Genomic DNA, 15,571 nt, shown 5'->3' with positions numbered 1-15,571 from the left:
CCGCCCGGGCGGCCACCATTGCCAGCGCCTCACCGGCGGACCTGCGCACTGCCACCCACGCCGTCGTCACCACGGTGCGCATTCACGACGGGCGCATCGAGGTAGACTGCGCCGCCGCCGCCATTGCCGAACTGCTGCAGGCAACGCTTGCGCCGCACGCGCCGGCAACGGTGACGGTTGTCTCCGATGTCCGGTTGACCCGCTCGGGTCGGGTCATGCGACTGGTGCAGGCCAGTGGGGCAGGGGTGACGCCCGCCGGCAATGCCTCGCTGGTCCAGCTTGTGCTCAAGGCGCGGCGCTGGTGGGACATGCTCAGGGGCAACGAGCTCGACATTACCATGCTGGCAGCACGCGAAGGCGTCCAGCCAGCTTACGTCACCCGCGTGCTGCGGCTGGCGTTTCTGGCACCGTCTGTGGTGGAGGCGATCCTCGGCAGCACCATCCGTAGCGGAGTGGATGGGACAGTGCTTACGGCTACCGGTGCCATTCCGACGTTGTGGTCGGAGCAGGTTGGCGCGTTGCTGCCACGGACCGTTGTTGCATGAGGTGAGGGCCTGAACCGGAAATTCGCAGGCTGTTTCCAGCTTCCCAGCACGGACGGTCGTTCCCCTCGTCAGAGTAGCGTTCTATGGATCACCTAAATCAAACCGACACCTATCATGATTAAACTAAAGGATCAGCAACCCTAGTCGTTTACCGGTTCAACAGGCGTAGACAGGGAACGTGTAATGCGGGTTTTGCTGATCGAGGACGAGCCGAACACAGCCCGGGCCATTGAGCTGATGCTCGGCACGGAAGGGTTCAACGTCTACACTACGGACCTTGGCGAGGAGGGCGTGGATCTCGGCAAGCTCTACGACTACGACATCATCCTTCTCGATCTGAACCTGCCCGACATGCACGGCTACGACGTGTTGAAGAAGCTGAGGGTTGGCCGCATCACCACGCCGGTCATGATCCTGTCGGGGGATAACCATATGGACAGTAAGGTCCGTTCGTTCGGCTCTGGCGCAGACGATTACGTGACCAAACCGTTTCACCGCGAGGAGCTGGTTGCACGCATTCAGGCGGTCGTTCGTCGGTCCAAAGGGCATAGCCAGTCCGTCGTCCGTACGGGCAGGCTCGCGGTCAATTTGGACGCAAAAACGGTCGAGGTTGACGGTGCGCGCCTGCATCTGACCGGTAAGGAGTACGCCATGATCGAGCTGCTTACCCTGCGGAAGGGCACGACGCTTACCAAGGAGATGTTCCTCAACCATCTGTATGGCGGGATGGACGAACCGGAGATCAAGATCATCGACGTGTTCATCTGCAAGCTGCGCAAGAAGCTCACCCTCGCGTGCGACGGCGAGAATTACATCGAGACGGTTTGGGGACGCGGCTACATGCTGTCCGAGCCGGTCGCTGAAACGCCGACGGCTTTGGCAGCGTAAGCTCGAACCGGTATGTGCGGTCGCCACCACGTGCCGCGCTCACTGCAACGGCATGCAGCGCATCTCTGTCTCGCCGCCTACCAATTAGACCCACAAGCAGCCATTTAAAGCCCCATCCCGCATCCGAACTTCAGGCATTCGTTCACTTTAGACGCAAAGGCTATGCTGAGTGTACGCTGCCAAAACGCTTTTTCCAAAAAGTATCAGCAAACGGGAAGCCGAGCTGTTGCTTAAAACAGCAAGATGAATAGCAGAAGCGACGGAAGGCGTTGATGCATCTAGTCCTGTTGGTCGATACAGCTACGCGCGATCTCGCGAAAGCGAATTACCAAAGGAACGGGCAGATCTCTTAAGTACGCCATCGCCAATTGGGCGCGGTCGCTAGTGCCGACGACAGGGACACAAGCGATGGTCGAAGGACAGATTGACGCAGCAGATTTCGGCGCGATCGTTACGCCAAAGCCACTATCTACCAGCCCCATGATCGACAGCCAGGCATTGGCTTCCTGAACGATAACAGGCGAGAAGCCGGCGCCGATGCACATGCCAATGATGGTGTCATGCAGCCCCGGCGATGCAGGTCTGGGAAACAGGATCAGTGGGATGCCAGCTAAGTCAGCAGGCGTGACAGAGGCCCGCGTTGCCAGGCGATGAGCAGCGGGAAGGACGGCCACGAACGCTTCGCTATGGAGCAGTTCAACCATGATCTGGTCCGCTTCGAAGGGAGCGCGCACAACCGCAACGTCCAGTGCCCGCGTACGGATCGCCGCAGCGACGTCGGTCCCATCGCGGTCGTCGAGTTCGAGTAGGACGTCGGGCAGGGCCTCTCGAAAGCGTCGTATGATCCTGGGCAGGATGCCGATCGCCGACGATGCTGCAAATCCTAGCCGCAATGTTCCCGCCTCACCGATAGCAGTGCGCTGAACGCGACCTACGATCTGATCACGACGCGCAATCAGATCTCGTGCTGAGACCAGCAGTTCGGAACCGGCATTGGTGAGGGAAACGTGACGGCTGGTACGGACCAGCAGATCGACCCCCAACTCCTGTTCAAGCCGGCGTATCTGCTGGCTAAAGGGTGGTTGCGCCATGCCGACCCGTGCTGCGGCACGGCCAAAATGCAGTTCCTCGGCCACAGCGACAAACAGTTGCAGTCGACGAATATCGATCATGACAGATTCGGTCTTGATGCGGGGCTAACGATATATTGGTAATAGCGCACGGTGCGGCGCTAGCAATAGAGCATGCTTCGTTCGATCTCGCTGTTTGCGGTGCTGCCCTTCTGGATTCTCGCGAGCGTCGTGTCGCAGGCATCCGCGCAAACCGAAATTGCCGGACGGCTCGAACGTGCGCGCCAGGTCGCGGGATGGCCCGAACTAATCCGTGACAGTCTGGTCACACCCCGATGGTTGCCACAAGGCGAACGGCTCATTGTTTGGAACGCAGTCGGGTCCGCCGCAGGCACATGGACGATGGTCGAAGCCGCGACGGGCGAGCACAAGACGCTGATCTCGCACGCGGTGCTTTGCGCCCGGTTGACGGAGCTGACTGGTAAAACGGCTGCCTTGCCAATGCAAATGCCCTTCGAGCTCACCTATGACAACCGGGGACTCCTGTTCCGCTATGACGGTGAGGGTTACCGCCTGGATATTGCGACCGGAGCGGTGCGGCATGTCGAGGACGGCGCGATCGATGCCCTCATGTTAGCGGGAGGGCAGCTGTCGCCGCAAGGCGATCGCTTGGCGGTGCAGGATGGCGACGGCTTTGCGGTAATCGATGCTAGAGGCAAACGAGTATTCGCGAGAACCGGAGAAACCGATCTCGCTTGGATCTTACCGGACCAGGCATGGTCTCCGGACGGTCGAATAGCAGTTTGGCAAGTCGATCAGCGCGAGGTCCACCATATTCCAATCGTCGATTATGCCAGTTCGACCGAGCGGGTCTCGCTGGTTCCCTATGCCAAGGTCGGCACACCTATCGCACGTTCGGTGCTGTACCTTTTCGATCCCGGGTCCGGCTCGGTGGCGCCGGTGCAAGTGGCGCCGGACGAAGGGTATTACTGGCTGGCTGGGTGGCACAGGGACGACAGTGCGCTCGTTCTGCGGATGGCGCGTGACGGTAAACAGCTCGATCTGCTGGCGATCGCCCGAGATGGTATGGTGCGGCGACTGCTACGAGAAGAGCGGCGCGACACCAAGGTCGTCGACCTCAATTTCGCGGCCACCGGCTGGGCCGCCCAGGTTACACAGCTACCTCAGAAAAGCGGGTTCTTGTGGATGTCGGACCGGGACGGCTGGCGCCACGTTTATCAGTATGATGACGACGGTCGCCTGATCGCTCAGCGGACGCGCGGCGCTTTCTCCGTAGCGCGCATCGACCATGTTGCGGCGGACGGCGGCTTATTAGTCACCGCCAGCACGGATCCGGCAAATCCCTATGACGAACTGCTTTACAGCGTCGGACCCGTCGCACGCGATTGGTATGCCGTCGCGACCGAGCCCGGCGTCCACGGGGCACAGCCGTCACCGTCGGGTCGTTACCTGATCGACAGTCGATCATCCTGGACTAATCCGCGCGTGCGTGATTTGCGTAGGGTGGACGGCACGGTCGTCACGCGCCTGACGACGGCCGATGCGCGTGCCGTTCAAACGACGCCCCGGACTCCGCTCGAGCCGATCACCGTTCTGGCAGCGGATGGCAGCACGTCGCTCCATGGCGCGCTCTTCCGACCATACGGTTTCGATCCGGCCAAGCGTTATCCGGTAGTCGCCTATATCTACGGTGGGCCGTTCGGCACGGTGCTGTCACGCACCTTTACCGGCAATACGATGATGCGCCGCGCGGAAGCGCTTGCCGCAGCAGGTTTTGTGGTCATCGCAGTCGATGTCCGGGGAAGCGCGGGACGCAGCAAGGCATTCGGCGACGCAACCTACGGCCGTATCGGACAGAGCGAAATCGCTGATTACGTCACGGCCTTGCGGCAGACGGCCTCCACCCGACCCTGGATGGATTTCACCCGCGTTGGTATCCATGGGCACAGTTGGGGCGGCTATTTCGCGATCCGTGCGATGCTGACCGCACCGGACGTCTTCAAGGCGGGCTATGCCGGGGCACCCGGCGCGCTCGATGAGGACGCCTTGGTGAACGAACCCAACATGGGACTACGCGAGTCCAATCCATCCGGTTATGCCGCCGGCTCAAACCTGCTTTTGGCGGATCGCCTAAAGGGATCGTTGCGGATCATGCACGGCACCGCTGACGTGAATGCTCCGCTGTCCAGCACCATGCGCCTGGTTCAGGCTTTGATGCGCGCGGACAAGCCGGTCGATCTTCTACTAATGCCAGGTGTCGGACATGATCCGGACGGGCGGGACGAAGACACCTATCGTGAGGACGTTGTTCGCTATTTTAGCGAGCAGCTCCAATGATGGTGCTATAATAGATAATACCTGATCCACTACTTTAATCTTCTAGAAATCCATATCGGGAATATATCGATAATGTCTCAGTTTAAACGATACCGTGATTCAATCAAGGCTCACAAACCGCTTGTTCTAATAGCTGGCGTTGCCCTTTTGGCTGTAGCAGCAATTGCGATTGGGCGGGTCCTGTATAAGATTATGCATTGAGGCGTAGCCAACTGGGCTGGTTAATGCCGGCACGAAAGCGTTTTCGGCGGGGAAAGTCGCCCGGGATGGTTGGCTAGATTACGGCCGTTCCAAGCCTACGTGCGACCTTTCCGCTTTCCGCAATTCGTTCATTTCGATGTTTGACAGCTAACCTCGGACGATGCCCGGTCGCTGAACGTGGACGAAAGGGCTCGCATCGGATCAATCGCTCTTGTCGATGCGGACGCTGCCAGAAACCCTTTCCCAGCTCCGCCGTTGGCATCACTGGAGCATAAGGTACCGGAGTGCCGAGGCATGAAACATCTGCGCAGCAAAGATACGATTAGATCGGATACGGGAGTAGTGTCATGACGACGCCAGCACTGTTCCGCCCGCTGACGGTCGGTCAGCTGACCCTGGCGAACCGGATCGTTATCGCCCCAATGTGCCAGTATTCAGCGCAGGATGGGTGCATGAACGACTGGCATATTATCCATCTTGGTCAGTTGGCGCTTTCGGGCGCAGCGCTGTTGACGATCGAGGCGACCGCCGTCGTGCCTGAAGGGCGCATCACGTACGGCGATGCCGGCCTTTGGGATGATACTACTGAGGCAGCGATGGGACGGGTGTTGGACAGCGTCCGCCGGTGGTCCGACATACCGATCGCGATCCAACTCTCGCATGCCGGGCGCAAATCGTCCACTGAAGTGCCGTGGAAGGGGGGCGCGCAACTTCCGCCTGACAGCGCCCATAGCTGGCAGACAGAGGCGCCATCGGCCTTTCCCTTCGCGACCGATGGGACGCCGCCGACAGCGCTTGATTATGATGGTCTGAAACGGGTCCGCGACGGGTTCGCTGACGCCGCCCGACGGGCAGCACGGTTGGGCATCGACGTAATTCAGATTCACGCCGCGCATGGCTACCTTCTTCACCAGTTCCTGTCGCCGCTTTCGAACCGCCGCAACGACGAATATGGGGGCAGTCTGGAGAACCGACTGCGGTTTCCGCTCGAGGTATTCGACGCGGTCCGTGCCGTCTTTCCAGCTGACCAAGGCGTCACCATGCGTGTGTCAGGCACCGACTGGGTAGAAGGTGGCTGGGATATTGCAGGCACGATCGCCTTTGCACAGGCGCTTGAAGCACGCGGGTGTGCTGCCATCCACGTTTCCAGTGGCGGGCTCGACCCACGTCAGGACATCCCGGTCGGCCCGGGCTATCAAGTGCCGCTGGCACGCGCCGTCAAACGGGCATGCGGCATGCCCGTCGTCGCCGTTGGCCTGATTAGCGACTATGAGCAGGCGGAAGCGATCGTCGGCACCGGAGATGCCGACATGATCGCGCTCGCCCGTACTATTCTTTACGACCCGCGCTGGCCTTGGCACGCGGCCGCGCATCTCGGTGCTCAGGTGAAGGCCCCGGCCCAGTATCTGCGCTCGCAGCCAAGTCGCTTCCGCAACCTGTTCGAGTCGTCATGAAACGAACCAATTACGGTGGGACGACCCAATCCCGGCCATCCCACGTCACACGGCCTCTTCCGATGACCAAAACCTGCCGCTCGTTCACGTGAGCGGACCGACCGCTTGGGCGAGCCCAGCTAGCCGCTCGGAACGACCGACATTGGGGACTTTTCTGCCGGTCAGCTTTCAGAATTGGAACGGTCGAAAGCCGCCGGTGCGGGGTGTCACAACCGTTCGGTTTTGACACCGGCACTATCTTTTAGATCAGCCACCGTCGATCGGATGGTGCGGGTCAGAGAGACCAACCCCCATCAACGGACACTGCGGCGCCGGTGACGAACGCGCCCAGATCAGCGCTCATCCAGAGAACGGCATCCGCAATTTCCTCCGGCTTACCCAAGCGCCCGACCGGCTCAAGATCAATCGCCTTCTGGATGTCGCCATCCGTGAAACGATCCATCATCGGCGTCTCAATATTGCCCGGCAGCACCGCGTTCACGCGGATGTTCTGTTTGGCATAATCGAGCGCCGCGGCCTTGGTCAGGCCGATGATCGCGTGCTTGGATGCAGTGTAGGAGGCACCACCCGCCACCCCGCGGACGCCGGCACCTGAGGACGTGTTGACGATCACACCGCTGTCCTGACGCACCATTTGCGCCAGCTCGTGCTTCATGCAGACGAAGGTGCCGCGCAGGTTGATGTCAAGGATGCGGTCCCACTCGGCCAGTTCGATCTCGTGGACAGGCGCGGCCTTGTTCTCGACGCCGGCATTATTGAAGGCAATGTCGAGCTGTCCGAAGATCTCGACCACCCGGCCGACCGCCGCCTCGACCTGATCGGGCTGGGACACGTCGCAGGCGATGACCAGGGTTTCAGCCCCCGCCTTCCTCACAGCCTCGGCCGTTTCGGCCAGAGCGTCCTCGGTGCGGTCCAGGATGGCGATGCGCGCGCCCTCGGCCGCAAAGGCGATGGCCGTGGCACGGCCGATGCCACTGGCGGCACCGGTAATGAAGGCGACCTTGCCGGCGAAACGATGGTGATCAGACATGAGAGAACCTCTCCGGTTGTATGGGGAAGAGTCGGACGATCAGGCGGCCGCGTTCGATCAGGCGGCCGCGTTCGATCCTGCGGCCTGGCGCGACTTGCCGAACACGGGAAAGGCGCTCGCCTCGCCGTAGTCGATGGCGTCCGACAAGCCTGTGAGCATCGCCATGTCGTCCTCGCCGATCTCGAAATCGACGGCCGCATTGCTGCGCATGTGATCGGCGTTGGTCGATTTGGGCAGTGGGAGCAGTCCGAGTTGCAGACAGTAGCGGATGCAGAGTTGCGCTACGCCGACGCCGTACCTTGCCGCCAGCTCGACAAGCACGGGATGCTGTAACGCCGCACCATGTGCAACCGGCGAATATGCCTCGATCAGCACGTCCTGCTCACGGCAATAGTCGATGAGATCGAACGGCGTATTGCCGACATGCGCAAGCACCTGGTTGACCGCGGGCTTCACCGAGCCATGCCGCAGGATGTTGTCGAGGTCGGCGCGTTCGAAGTTGGACACGCCGATCGCACGGATTTTGCCGGCCTGCTGCGCCTCTTCCAGCGCGCGCCACGCCTCAAGGTTGCCGGCGTCGAAATCGCCGCCCTCGCGGAACTCGGTCCACGGCTGCGGACTGTGGATCAGCATCAGGTCGATATGATCGGATCCGAGCGCCTGAAGCGAACCATCGATGCGGTTCTTCGCATCGGCGTACCGCTTGGACTCCGCCACGAGTTTGGTGGTGACGAACAGATTGTCGCGCGGAATGCCGCTGGCACGCAGCCCTTCGCCGACACCGCGCTCGTTCTCATAGGCTTGGGCCGTGTCGAAGTGGCGGTAGCCGATCGCTGCGGCATCGCGAACGACATGTGACACCGCGGCGTCATCTATCCGCCAAGTGCCGAGCCCCAGCTTGGGGATCACGACGCCATCGGCAAGCGCGAACGTTTCGTTCAGGGTCATCGTTCTTTCCTCCGTCCGGCTGGCTGCTCGCCGTAGCCGGGCTGCTTCGTCAGGGTGGCCCACTTTCCAGCAATGTCGGGGTCGTAAACCTTGGGCGTCCACTCGGCGGGAGCGACCTCCTCGAACCCGACCGACACCGCGTCTTCGCCATATCCAAGCGTCTCCATAACGCCGCGGGTGATGGTCTCGGTCAGACGCTGCTTCTGGTCGTCGGATTTGCCGGGCCAGAGCTTCACAATGACGTGCGGCATCCGATCACTCCGTGCCGAGCGGCGCGAGATATTCCTCGTCCGTCACCTTCTCCATCCACGTCACGGGCGTGCCGTTGACCGACTCCTGGATGGCGACGTGGGTCATACCTTCATGCGGCGTGGCGCCATGCCAATGCTTGTGTTCGGCGGGGCACCACAGGATGTCACCCGCACGAAACTCCAGCTTCGGCCCGCCCGCGATCTGGGTCCAGCCAACGCCCTTGGTCACGATCAGCGTCTGACCGGCGGGGTGGGTGTGCCACGCGGTACGCGCACCGGGCTCGAAGTGAACGATGGCCCCGGAAACGCGCGACGGCTCATCGCGCTGGAATTGACCGGTGATGGTGGCCTTGCCGGTAAAATACTCCGCCGGACCGTCGACGGTCTTCATGTCCGCTTTGCGTTCGATGCTCATGTCAGTCGCTCCTTGCCGCGCCTGCGCGCCCACGGGCAGCAGCAGCGTGGCGAGGCACATGCCGATCCTCATCATGGTTGCCGCCCTTCCAATCAGCCGATCGTCACGATGACGAGCGTCTCGGACCACAATCTAAGGTGCTGTACACGCCAGCATTACCAGCCCCGCCCGCAACGAGCCGATGAACGATGCTCAACAATGGTGTAGGGGGTCGTCATGCAACTGAGCCGAGCAGACCTGGCGGACTTCGCCTATTTCCTGGCGATTTCCAAGCACGGCAGCTTTCGTCGGGCGGCGACCTCAATTGGCGTTACTACCTCTGCCCTTAGCCACGCGATCATGGCACTGGAGGGGCGTCGCGGCGTTCGACTATTGAACAGGACGACGCGCAGCGTCACTCTTACCGCAGCGGGTGAGGAGCTTCGTGCCGCCATCGAAGCTCCCATGCAGGTCATAGCTGCGGCGGGCGAGACCCTGGACCGGTATCGCGACGCCCCGGCAGGCCGCGTCAGAATCAACGTTCTTGAGGATGCCGTCGAGCTGCTGCTCAAGCCGGTCATGCCGATCTTCGTGGACCGCTATCCAGAGGTCGCAATCGATATCAGCGTGAGCAATCGGATGATCGATGTCGTCGGCAGCGGCTTCGATGCCGGCATCCGCTATGGCGGCACGGTGCCCGAGGACATGATCGCACAACGGCTGTCTCCGGACCTAAGCTGGATCGCGGCAGCGTCACCGGCATACCTTTCCCGTTTCGGTGCCCCGACTGATCCGCAGGACTTGCAAAACCATCGATGCGTCGGCATCCGCCTGGGGAACGATCAGGTCTATCAATGGGAGTTCGAGCGCGGCGGTAGCGAATGCGCCATTGCGACACCCGGCCCGCTGACTGTCGATGCCAGCCACGCTGCCATCGCGTTTGGACTGTGTGGCGCGGGCATCATCTACGCGACGGAGGCCGCCCTTCGCCCGCACCTCGACAGCGGAGCATTGCAACCGATTTTGAAGGATTGGGCGAGCGCAGGCAGCGGCTTCCACGCCTACTATTCTGGACGCCGACACCTTCCGACCGGGCTGCGCCTGCTGATCGATCTTATCAAAGAGGTACAGCCCCTACGGAGCTGAGCGATTAGGCGCCGGTGTCAAACCCGACCGGTTCTGACACCTTGTGTGACTGTAGCAATGCTCGACAGGCCCGTCGTTCGGTCAATCGCCACCCCAGCCGCCTTGCGCTCGGAGTAGCGGTCGACAAGCTGGGCGGCGTGGAGGCGCAGCAGCGCGGTGGATCGCACTAGCTCTTCCATCACATCCACAATTCGGAGCCGGTACATATAACGAACTCAGATATACGCTAACGGCCAGCTAGTCTGAGCGCTCGCCGCATGTTCACCAGCATTCTCCTGTTTATGTCATGATCTGTATGCGCGACCCGTCCGCCGGTCTGCCCGGTACAGGTCGATCGGACGTGCCAGTTCGATCCGGCAGCATGATCGGTCACGGATAATCAGTTCGGCGTGGCGATGCAGGGCGACACGAACAGGTTGCCGCGCCAGCCGCCTGCGACCGTCTTGGCGCCGACCAGCAGCCACATAGCTGCGAGCGCCACCGTGAGGACGGTGCCTAAGATCCCGAAAAAGCTGAGATGGAGCGTCGTGCCGAGCTTGAAGGTGGCGACCGTGTAGACGCCGAGCGGGAAGGTGTAGCCCCACCAGCCGAGGTTGAACGGAATGCCTGCGCGCCAGTAGCGGATCGTGATGAGCGTCGCGAGCGCGAGCCACCACAGGCCAAAGCCCCACAGCAGCAGCCCGGCGATCGTGCCGATCCCCTGCGCCACCGCGCCGATCGAGCCAAGCCCGTTGGCGGCGAGGATCGCGGGCGCGTCGCTGCCGAGCATTAGCATCCCGAGCGCGCCGGTGCCGATCGGACCGAGCGCGAGCCAGCTCGAGGCGGCCATGCTCTCGTGCGGCAGCTTGTGGAGCGCCATCCGCAGGATCAGGATCGCGAGGATGCCGAACGCGACCGGCACCGAATAGGCCCACAGGACATAGGACGTCGCAAGCACGACGAACTGGTGATGCGCGTCCGCCAGATGCGGGGCGAGCAGGCCACCGCTCGCGCCTGCGACCTCAGCCGCGACCACCGGCAGCAGCCAGACCGCGGTCATCGCATCGAGACTGTGCTGGTGCCGCGTGAACATCAGATACGGGATCGCCACACCGCAGGCGAGCGACATCGCGACGTCGATCCACCACAATGTCTCGGCGATCGGGATCACGCCCGCGCCGAAGCGCGGCAGGCCGAACGCGAGACATCCGTTGATGATCGTCGCCAGTCCCATCGGGATCGTGCCGATGAACATCGAGACGGTATTGTGCCCGAAGATCCGCCGTGCCTCGTGCCCGAACATCGTCCAGCGCGCGGTGTAGAGCCCGGCGAACAGCGTGAAGAGCGCGATGTTGAAATACCACAGCGCCTCGCCGACCGGGTGCAGTGATGCGCCGACGCCCGGCACCTGCGGCAAGGCCAGCGCGAGAATGCCCGTGCCCATCGTCGCGGCGAACCAGTTGGGGGTGAACTGGCGAACCATCTCGCGCGGAGAATCAAGCCGGCTGAGCGGCTTCAGACCATCGAGAAGGGGTTTCAGATCGGCAGTCACTTCCCAGTCTCCTTGATGAGATCGGTCAGCGCGTCGGCCGCCCGGGTACGATAGCGTTCCTTGTGCCGCAGCGCGTAGAATGGACGCCGCGGCAGACCGAGCGGCAGACCGAGCGGCAGACCGAGCGGCAGATCGTGCAACGTGCCGGCCGCGATTGCAGGTGCGACGACATGCTGCGATAGCACCGCGACGCCTGCGCCAGCCTCGACCGCGCTACGTACCGCCTCGTTCGACGGCAGGGTCAACGCGGTGGTGAGGCCCGACGGATCGATGCCGCGCTGACGCAACACCTCTTCGAACGACGAGCGAGTGCCCGATCCCTGTTCGCGGACGATCCAACGCGCGGCGCGGATCCAGTCCTCGTCGATCGTGTCGGCAGCGCGGTCGCTCACCAGCACCATGCGGTCGTTCGCAACCGTCCAATGCGCGAGCGCGGGCTCGTCGATCACACCCTCGACAAAGCCGAGCTCGACGGCACCGTCAAGCACGCGCGCTGCGGCCCCTTCCGTGTTGTCGATCGCCAGTTCTATCGTGATGGACGGGTAGCGCGCATGGAACGCCGCCAGCTGGCGGGGCAGCCAATAGCCCGCGATCGTCTGGCTCGCGACCAGCCGCAGTGTGCCGCGCTCGAGCCCAGCATATTCGGCCAGCGCAAGTTCTGCACTGGCAGCACGGCCAAGCACTGCGCGTGCGTCGACCAGAAACATGCGGCCCGCTTCGGACAGTTCGATCCCGCGGCCGACCCGGTGGAACAGCGGCACGCCATGCCGGGCTTCCAGCGCGGCGATGGCAGCGCTTGCGGCTGACTGCGTAACATTGAGAGCTTCGGCAGCGCGCGTCATGTGCTCGCGCTCTGCGACACCGACGAAAATCCTGAGTTGTTCGAGGGTCATGCCCGCTCTCCTTGATTCCCGAGATACGCCCCACCGATCGATCTAACCAACGCATTGTTATTATCGTTTCAATACGAATAGCCGATCGATCGCCCCCGCCGATACGAATCATCACAACCACGCGTTGGACACTATGGCCTCGCCAGAACAGGTTGAGCGCATTGGAGAAATCGATGAGACTTGGAATGGCCCTGCTTGGAATCGCGGCATTGTCGGTTTCAACTGCGACGCTGGCCCAGATGGGCGGCTTTGCGACGGCAATGGATGCGGCGATGACGCGGATGCACGGCGCGATGATGACCGGCTATTCGGGCGATCCCGACCGCGACTTCGCAAAAATGATGATCCCACATCATCAAGGCGCGATCGACATGGCCGAGATCGAACTGCGCTACGGCAAGGACGAACGCCTGCGTCGGCTCGCCCAAGGAATCATCGTCGAACAGCGCCAGGAAATCGCGGTGATGGAGGGCATCCTATCCGATGGCGGCACGTTGCCACCAAGAACCGAACCGACCGCGACCGGTCACCCCCATCACGGAGACCGTCCATGAAGCGTTCCACCCTGACCGCCTGCGCCGCGTTGTGTTTCTCAGGTTCCGCGTTGGCGCAGCAAGTGCCGAACGCGACCCCCGACGTCCCCGTCAGCGCGCAGGACCGGTTCTACACCTCGGACCAGTTCTCCAACACCGTGTCGGTGATCGATCCATCGACCAACATGCTGCTTGGCGTCATCAAGCTCGGCGACCAGACCCCCGCGAACCTCAGCCCGCTCTACAAGGGACAGCTGCTCGTCCACGGCATGGGCTTCTCGCCCGATCGCAAGACGCTGGCGGTAATCTCGATCGGCTCGAACTCGGTGACGTTCATCGACACTGCGACCAATGCCGTGAAGCACACGACCTATGTGGGCCGATCGCCGCACGAAGCGTTCTTCCGCCCCGACGGTCGCGAAGTCTGGGTCGCGGTGCGCGGCGAGGATTATATCCAGGTGCTCGACGGCAAGACCTTCGCGCCGACCACGCGCATCCCCGTCCCCAACGGCCCCGGCATGACGATCTTCTCGCCGAACGGAAAATACGGTTACGTCTGTTCGAGCTTCACACCCGAGACCGTGGTGATCGACACCGCCTCGAAGAAGATCGTCGGTCGCGTCAAGCAGGCCAGCCCGTTCTGCCCTGACATCGCCGCGACGCCCGATGGCAAGCAGGTCTGGTTGACGCTGAAGGACGTCGGCAAGGTCATGGTGTTCGATGCCAAGCCACCGTTCGCGATCCTGAAGACGTTCGACACCGGCGCGATCACCAACCACGTCAACGTCGCCCGCACTAAGACCGGCCAGTTCGCCTATGTGACTGTCGGCACCGAGAACGTCGTGAAGGTGTTCCGCACCACCGACTTCGTGCAGGTCGCAAGCATTCCGGTCGGCGCGCTTCCGCATGGCCTTTGGCCGTCGGGCGACGGTACGCGGATGTATGTCGGGCTCGAAAACGCCGACGCAGTCGCGGCGATCGACACGGCGAGCAACACCGTCCTCGCGACGATCCCAATCGGCCAGGGACCGCAGGGAGTCGCGTATGTGCCTGGCGCGGTGCCGGTCGGCGACGGCAGGGCAAACCTCGTGCCGCTCGCGCAGGCAGGGATGAAGGTTCAGTTGACGCTGGCTGGCACTGGACGCAGCCAGGTGACGCTGTTCGACCAGGGTCAGGTTCAAATCCTGCAAGCAGCGGTCGCGGGTTTAAGCCCCAAGATGCCCTATGTGCTCGGTCTATCGACACGTGCCGATGGCAGCGGCCCGATCCAACCGCTGGCGAAGTTCATGACCAACCCGGCAGGCGGGGCGATCGTCAATACGGTCGGACCGCTGCGCCAGATCGTCAGCGATGCGAAAGGAGACATGCGCCGCTATCTCGTTATCGCGCCAGGTGATCCGATGACGCTGGGAACTGCCGTTCAAGTGCAGAAATAGCGATCATGCCTGTGTGACTTCTATCTTGGATCTACTGGGACTTATCTTAGTGGTGTCACAACCGGTCGGTTGTGACGCTCTAAAACCTACCACGGTATTCCAACGATTTGCGTGTGTCAGAACCCCGGTTCAGAATGTCCGCTCGCGAGATCGACAACGTGCCTCGGCTACGACCGCTTTTGGGTCGCGAGCCGACTGGCAGCTTCGCAGCCAGGCAGACCCAATTTCGGCCATTTAGAGCATCTCGTTCGTATCCTTGAAGCGGACGCCCATTCAAGTTCCATCCCAGGGCTGAAACGGACCTCCGCGCCCCGAGAGACAGGGGTACGCCCCCAAAATGGCTACCCCTATATCGCGAACGAAACCCGATGGGCCGGCAAAGATCATTTGAGCCAAGCAAACGCATCGAACTCACGTGCGAAGATTGCCCGGGCGGCTCGCTCGTAAACTTTGCGCCCAGCATCGCCGTTGGTGAGGACCACGACAGCCGCACCCGACGCGAGGTCCATGACGAACACGTTCGCGACGCCGTCGTTAGCGCCCCAGTGCCAGGCGAAACGCCGCGCACCATCACTCTCGATCCCCCAGCCCAGACCCCAGTCGAGCGTTCCCTTCACGCGAATGGTCTTTGTCGAAAGTTCCGGATAGCGCTTCGCGAAAGCCAGGAACCGCGCGTAGTCGCCGGCGGTGGTCCACAAACCGGCGGCCATGTTGGGCATCATGAATATTGGCATTGCTGGTTTGCCAAGCGCGATGGCCGCCTTCTCCCGATCGGCTAGCGTCCACCGGTCAACTGGCTTCGGCGAGCCGGCATCGCGACCTATGGCATAGCCTGCGGGGCCTTTATCGACGAGTACAACGCCACCGCCGTCGTGCGCCCATGCAACCGGCGG

14 protein-coding genes and 2 pseudogenes are annotated in these 15,571 nt (G+C 62.1%); 7 read left to right on the top strand and 9 right to left on the bottom strand.

The window, feature by feature from the left end:
- Together IFT55_RS16970 and ctrA are read left to right on the top strand one after the other, a co-directional pair.
- A pseudogene (locus tag IFT55_RS16970) lies at nucleotides 1–545 on the top strand (hypothetical protein); the annotation flags it as partial.
- 183 nt (nucleotides 546–728) lie between these two features.
- Entirely contained in the window at nucleotides 729–1,433 is a 705-nt protein-coding gene (ctrA, locus tag IFT55_RS16965) for a response regulator transcription factor CtrA (protein ID WP_192093537.1), read from the top strand.
- A 278-nt stretch (nucleotides 1,434–1,711) separates the two neighbouring features.
- Here the strand turns inward: ctrA and IFT55_RS16960 are convergent, their stop codons facing one another.
- Nucleotides 1,712–2,605, bottom strand: coding sequence for a LysR family transcriptional regulator (locus IFT55_RS16960; RefSeq protein WP_192093536.1), 894 nt, complete (start codon nucleotides 2,603–2,605; stop codon nucleotides 1,712–1,714).
- Nucleotides 2,606–2,677: 72 nt separating this feature from the next.
- Here IFT55_RS16960 and IFT55_RS16955 point away from each other — a divergent pair, with 72 nt between their 5' ends.
- Together IFT55_RS16955 and IFT55_RS16950 are read left to right on the top strand one after the other, a co-directional pair.
- Nucleotides 2,678–4,861, top strand: a complete 2,184-nt coding sequence (locus IFT55_RS16955) for a S9 family peptidase (RefSeq protein ID WP_192093535.1) — start codon at nucleotides 2,678–2,680, stop codon at nucleotides 4,859–4,861.
- A gap of 548 nt (nucleotides 4,862–5,409) precedes the next feature.
- Nucleotides 5,410–6,516: an NADH:flavin oxidoreductase/NADH oxidase gene (locus tag IFT55_RS16950; RefSeq protein WP_192093534.1), complete on the top strand. Its 1,107-nt coding sequence runs from the start codon at nucleotides 5,410–5,412 to the stop codon at nucleotides 6,514–6,516.
- A gap of 274 nt (nucleotides 6,517–6,790) precedes the next feature.
- Here IFT55_RS16950 and IFT55_RS16945 read toward each other — a convergent pair whose 3' ends face one another.
- Genes IFT55_RS16945 through IFT55_RS16930 form a run of 4 tightly spaced genes read right to left on the bottom strand, consistent with a single transcriptional unit; the run spans nucleotide 6,791 to nucleotide 9,235 of the window.
- The gene (locus tag IFT55_RS16945; RefSeq protein ID WP_192093533.1) at nucleotides 6,791–7,546 is read right to left on the bottom strand and encodes an SDR family NAD(P)-dependent oxidoreductase; all 756 of its coding nucleotides are present in this window, start codon (nucleotides 7,544–7,546) and stop codon (nucleotides 6,791–6,793) included.
- Nucleotides 7,547–7,603: 57 nt separating this feature from the next.
- The gene (locus IFT55_RS16940) at nucleotides 7,604–8,455 is read right to left on the bottom strand and encodes an aldo/keto reductase (protein WP_197976525.1); all 852 of its coding nucleotides are present in this window, start codon (nucleotides 8,453–8,455) and stop codon (nucleotides 7,604–7,606) included.
- A 35-nt stretch (nucleotides 8,456–8,490) separates the two neighbouring features.
- The gene (locus IFT55_RS16935; RefSeq protein WP_192093532.1) at nucleotides 8,491–8,745 is read right to left on the bottom strand and encodes a tautomerase family protein; all 255 of its coding nucleotides are present in this window, start codon (nucleotides 8,743–8,745) and stop codon (nucleotides 8,491–8,493) included.
- A gap of 4 nt (nucleotides 8,746–8,749) precedes the next feature.
- A complete protein-coding gene (locus IFT55_RS16930) occupies nucleotides 8,750–9,235 on the bottom strand; it encodes a (R)-mandelonitrile lyase (RefSeq protein WP_249403911.1) in 486 nt (161 codons plus the stop codon).
- A gap of 141 nt (nucleotides 9,236–9,376) precedes the next feature.
- Between IFT55_RS16930 and IFT55_RS16925 the strand changes: the two genes are divergently transcribed.
- Nucleotides 9,377–10,285, top strand: a complete 909-nt coding sequence (locus IFT55_RS16925) for a LysR family transcriptional regulator (RefSeq protein ID WP_192093531.1) — start codon at nucleotides 9,377–9,379, stop codon at nucleotides 10,283–10,285.
- A gap of 17 nt (nucleotides 10,286–10,302) precedes the next feature.
- On the opposite strand, the pseudogene IFT55_RS17830 reads toward IFT55_RS16925, so the two are convergent.
- From IFT55_RS17830 to IFT55_RS16915, 3 genes and pseudogenes are all read right to left on the bottom strand, one after another.
- Nucleotides 10,303–10,488: pseudogene (locus tag IFT55_RS17830) on the bottom strand (hypothetical protein); the annotation flags it as partial.
- Between the two features lie 176 nt (nucleotides 10,489–10,664).
- Entirely contained in the window at nucleotides 10,665–11,816 is a 1,152-nt protein-coding gene (locus IFT55_RS16920) for a TDT family transporter (RefSeq protein WP_192093530.1), read from the bottom strand.
- Entirely contained in the window at nucleotides 11,813–12,709 is an 897-nt protein-coding gene (locus IFT55_RS16915) for a LysR substrate-binding domain-containing protein (RefSeq protein ID WP_192093529.1), read from the bottom strand. Before IFT55_RS16915 ends, IFT55_RS16920 begins: the two co-directional genes overlap by 4 nt.
- A 185-nt stretch (nucleotides 12,710–12,894) precedes the next feature.
- Between IFT55_RS16915 and copM the strand changes: the two genes are divergently transcribed.
- Both copM and IFT55_RS16905 read left to right on the top strand, forming a co-directional pair.
- Entirely contained in the window at nucleotides 12,895–13,263 is a 369-nt protein-coding gene (gene copM, locus IFT55_RS16910) for a CopM family metallochaperone (RefSeq protein ID WP_192093528.1), read from the top strand.
- Nucleotides 13,260–14,678, top strand: a complete 1,419-nt coding sequence (locus tag IFT55_RS16905; RefSeq protein ID WP_192093527.1) for a YncE family protein — start codon at nucleotides 13,260–13,262, stop codon at nucleotides 14,676–14,678. The genes copM and IFT55_RS16905 overlap by 4 nt, the downstream gene beginning before the upstream one ends.
- A gap of 383 nt (nucleotides 14,679–15,061) precedes the next feature.
- Here the strand turns inward: IFT55_RS16905 and IFT55_RS16900 are convergent.
- The coding region (locus IFT55_RS16900; RefSeq protein ID WP_197976524.1) for a serine hydrolase at nucleotides 15,062–15,571 on the bottom strand (510 nt) is incomplete at its 5' end.

Origin of the sequence: Sphingomonas sp. CFBP 13720 (assembly GCF_014842075.1) — a bacterium.
GTDB lineage: Bacteria > Pseudomonadota > Alphaproteobacteria > Sphingomonadales > Sphingomonadaceae > Sphingomonas.
The sequence above is the reverse complement of the archived record's forward strand: the minus strand, read 5'-3'. Positions and strand labels throughout refer to the sequence as shown.

Excerpts from the sequence above, each read along its gene's own strand:
- ctrA (WP_192093537.1), top strand. The coding sequence starts at position 729 with ATGCGGGTTTTGCTGATCGAGGACGAGCCGAACACAGCCCGGGCCATT.
- IFT55_RS16960 (WP_192093536.1), bottom strand. The coding sequence starts at position 2,605 with ATGATCGATATTCGTCGACTGCAACTGTTTGTCGCTGTGGCCGAGGAA.
- IFT55_RS16955 (WP_192093535.1), top strand. The coding sequence starts at position 2,678 with ATGCTTCGTTCGATCTCGCTGTTTGCGGTGCTGCCCTTCTGGATTCTC.
- IFT55_RS16950 (WP_192093534.1), top strand. The coding sequence starts at position 5,410 with ATGACGACGCCAGCACTGTTCCGCCCGCTGACGGTCGGTCAGCTGACC.
- IFT55_RS16945 (WP_192093533.1), bottom strand. The coding sequence starts at position 7,546 with ATGTCTGATCACCATCGTTTCGCCGGCAAGGTCGCCTTCATTACCGGT.
- IFT55_RS16935 (WP_192093532.1), bottom strand. The coding sequence starts at position 8,745 with ATGCCGCACGTCATTGTGAAGCTCTGGCCCGGCAAATCCGACGACCAG.
- IFT55_RS16930 (WP_249403911.1), bottom strand. The coding sequence starts at position 9,235 with ATGATGAGGATCGGCATGTGCCTCGCCACGCTGCTGCTGCCCGTGGGC.
- IFT55_RS16925 (WP_192093531.1), top strand. The coding sequence starts at position 9,377 with ATGCAACTGAGCCGAGCAGACCTGGCGGACTTCGCCTATTTCCTGGCG.
- IFT55_RS16915 (WP_192093529.1), bottom strand. The coding sequence starts at position 12,709 with ATGACCCTCGAACAACTCAGGATTTTCGTCGGTGTCGCAGAGCGCGAG.
- copM (WP_192093528.1), top strand. The coding sequence starts at position 12,895 with ATGGCCCTGCTTGGAATCGCGGCATTGTCGGTTTCAACTGCGACGCTG.
- IFT55_RS16905 (WP_192093527.1), top strand. The coding sequence starts at position 13,260 with ATGAAGCGTTCCACCCTGACCGCCTGCGCCGCGTTGTGTTTCTCAGGT.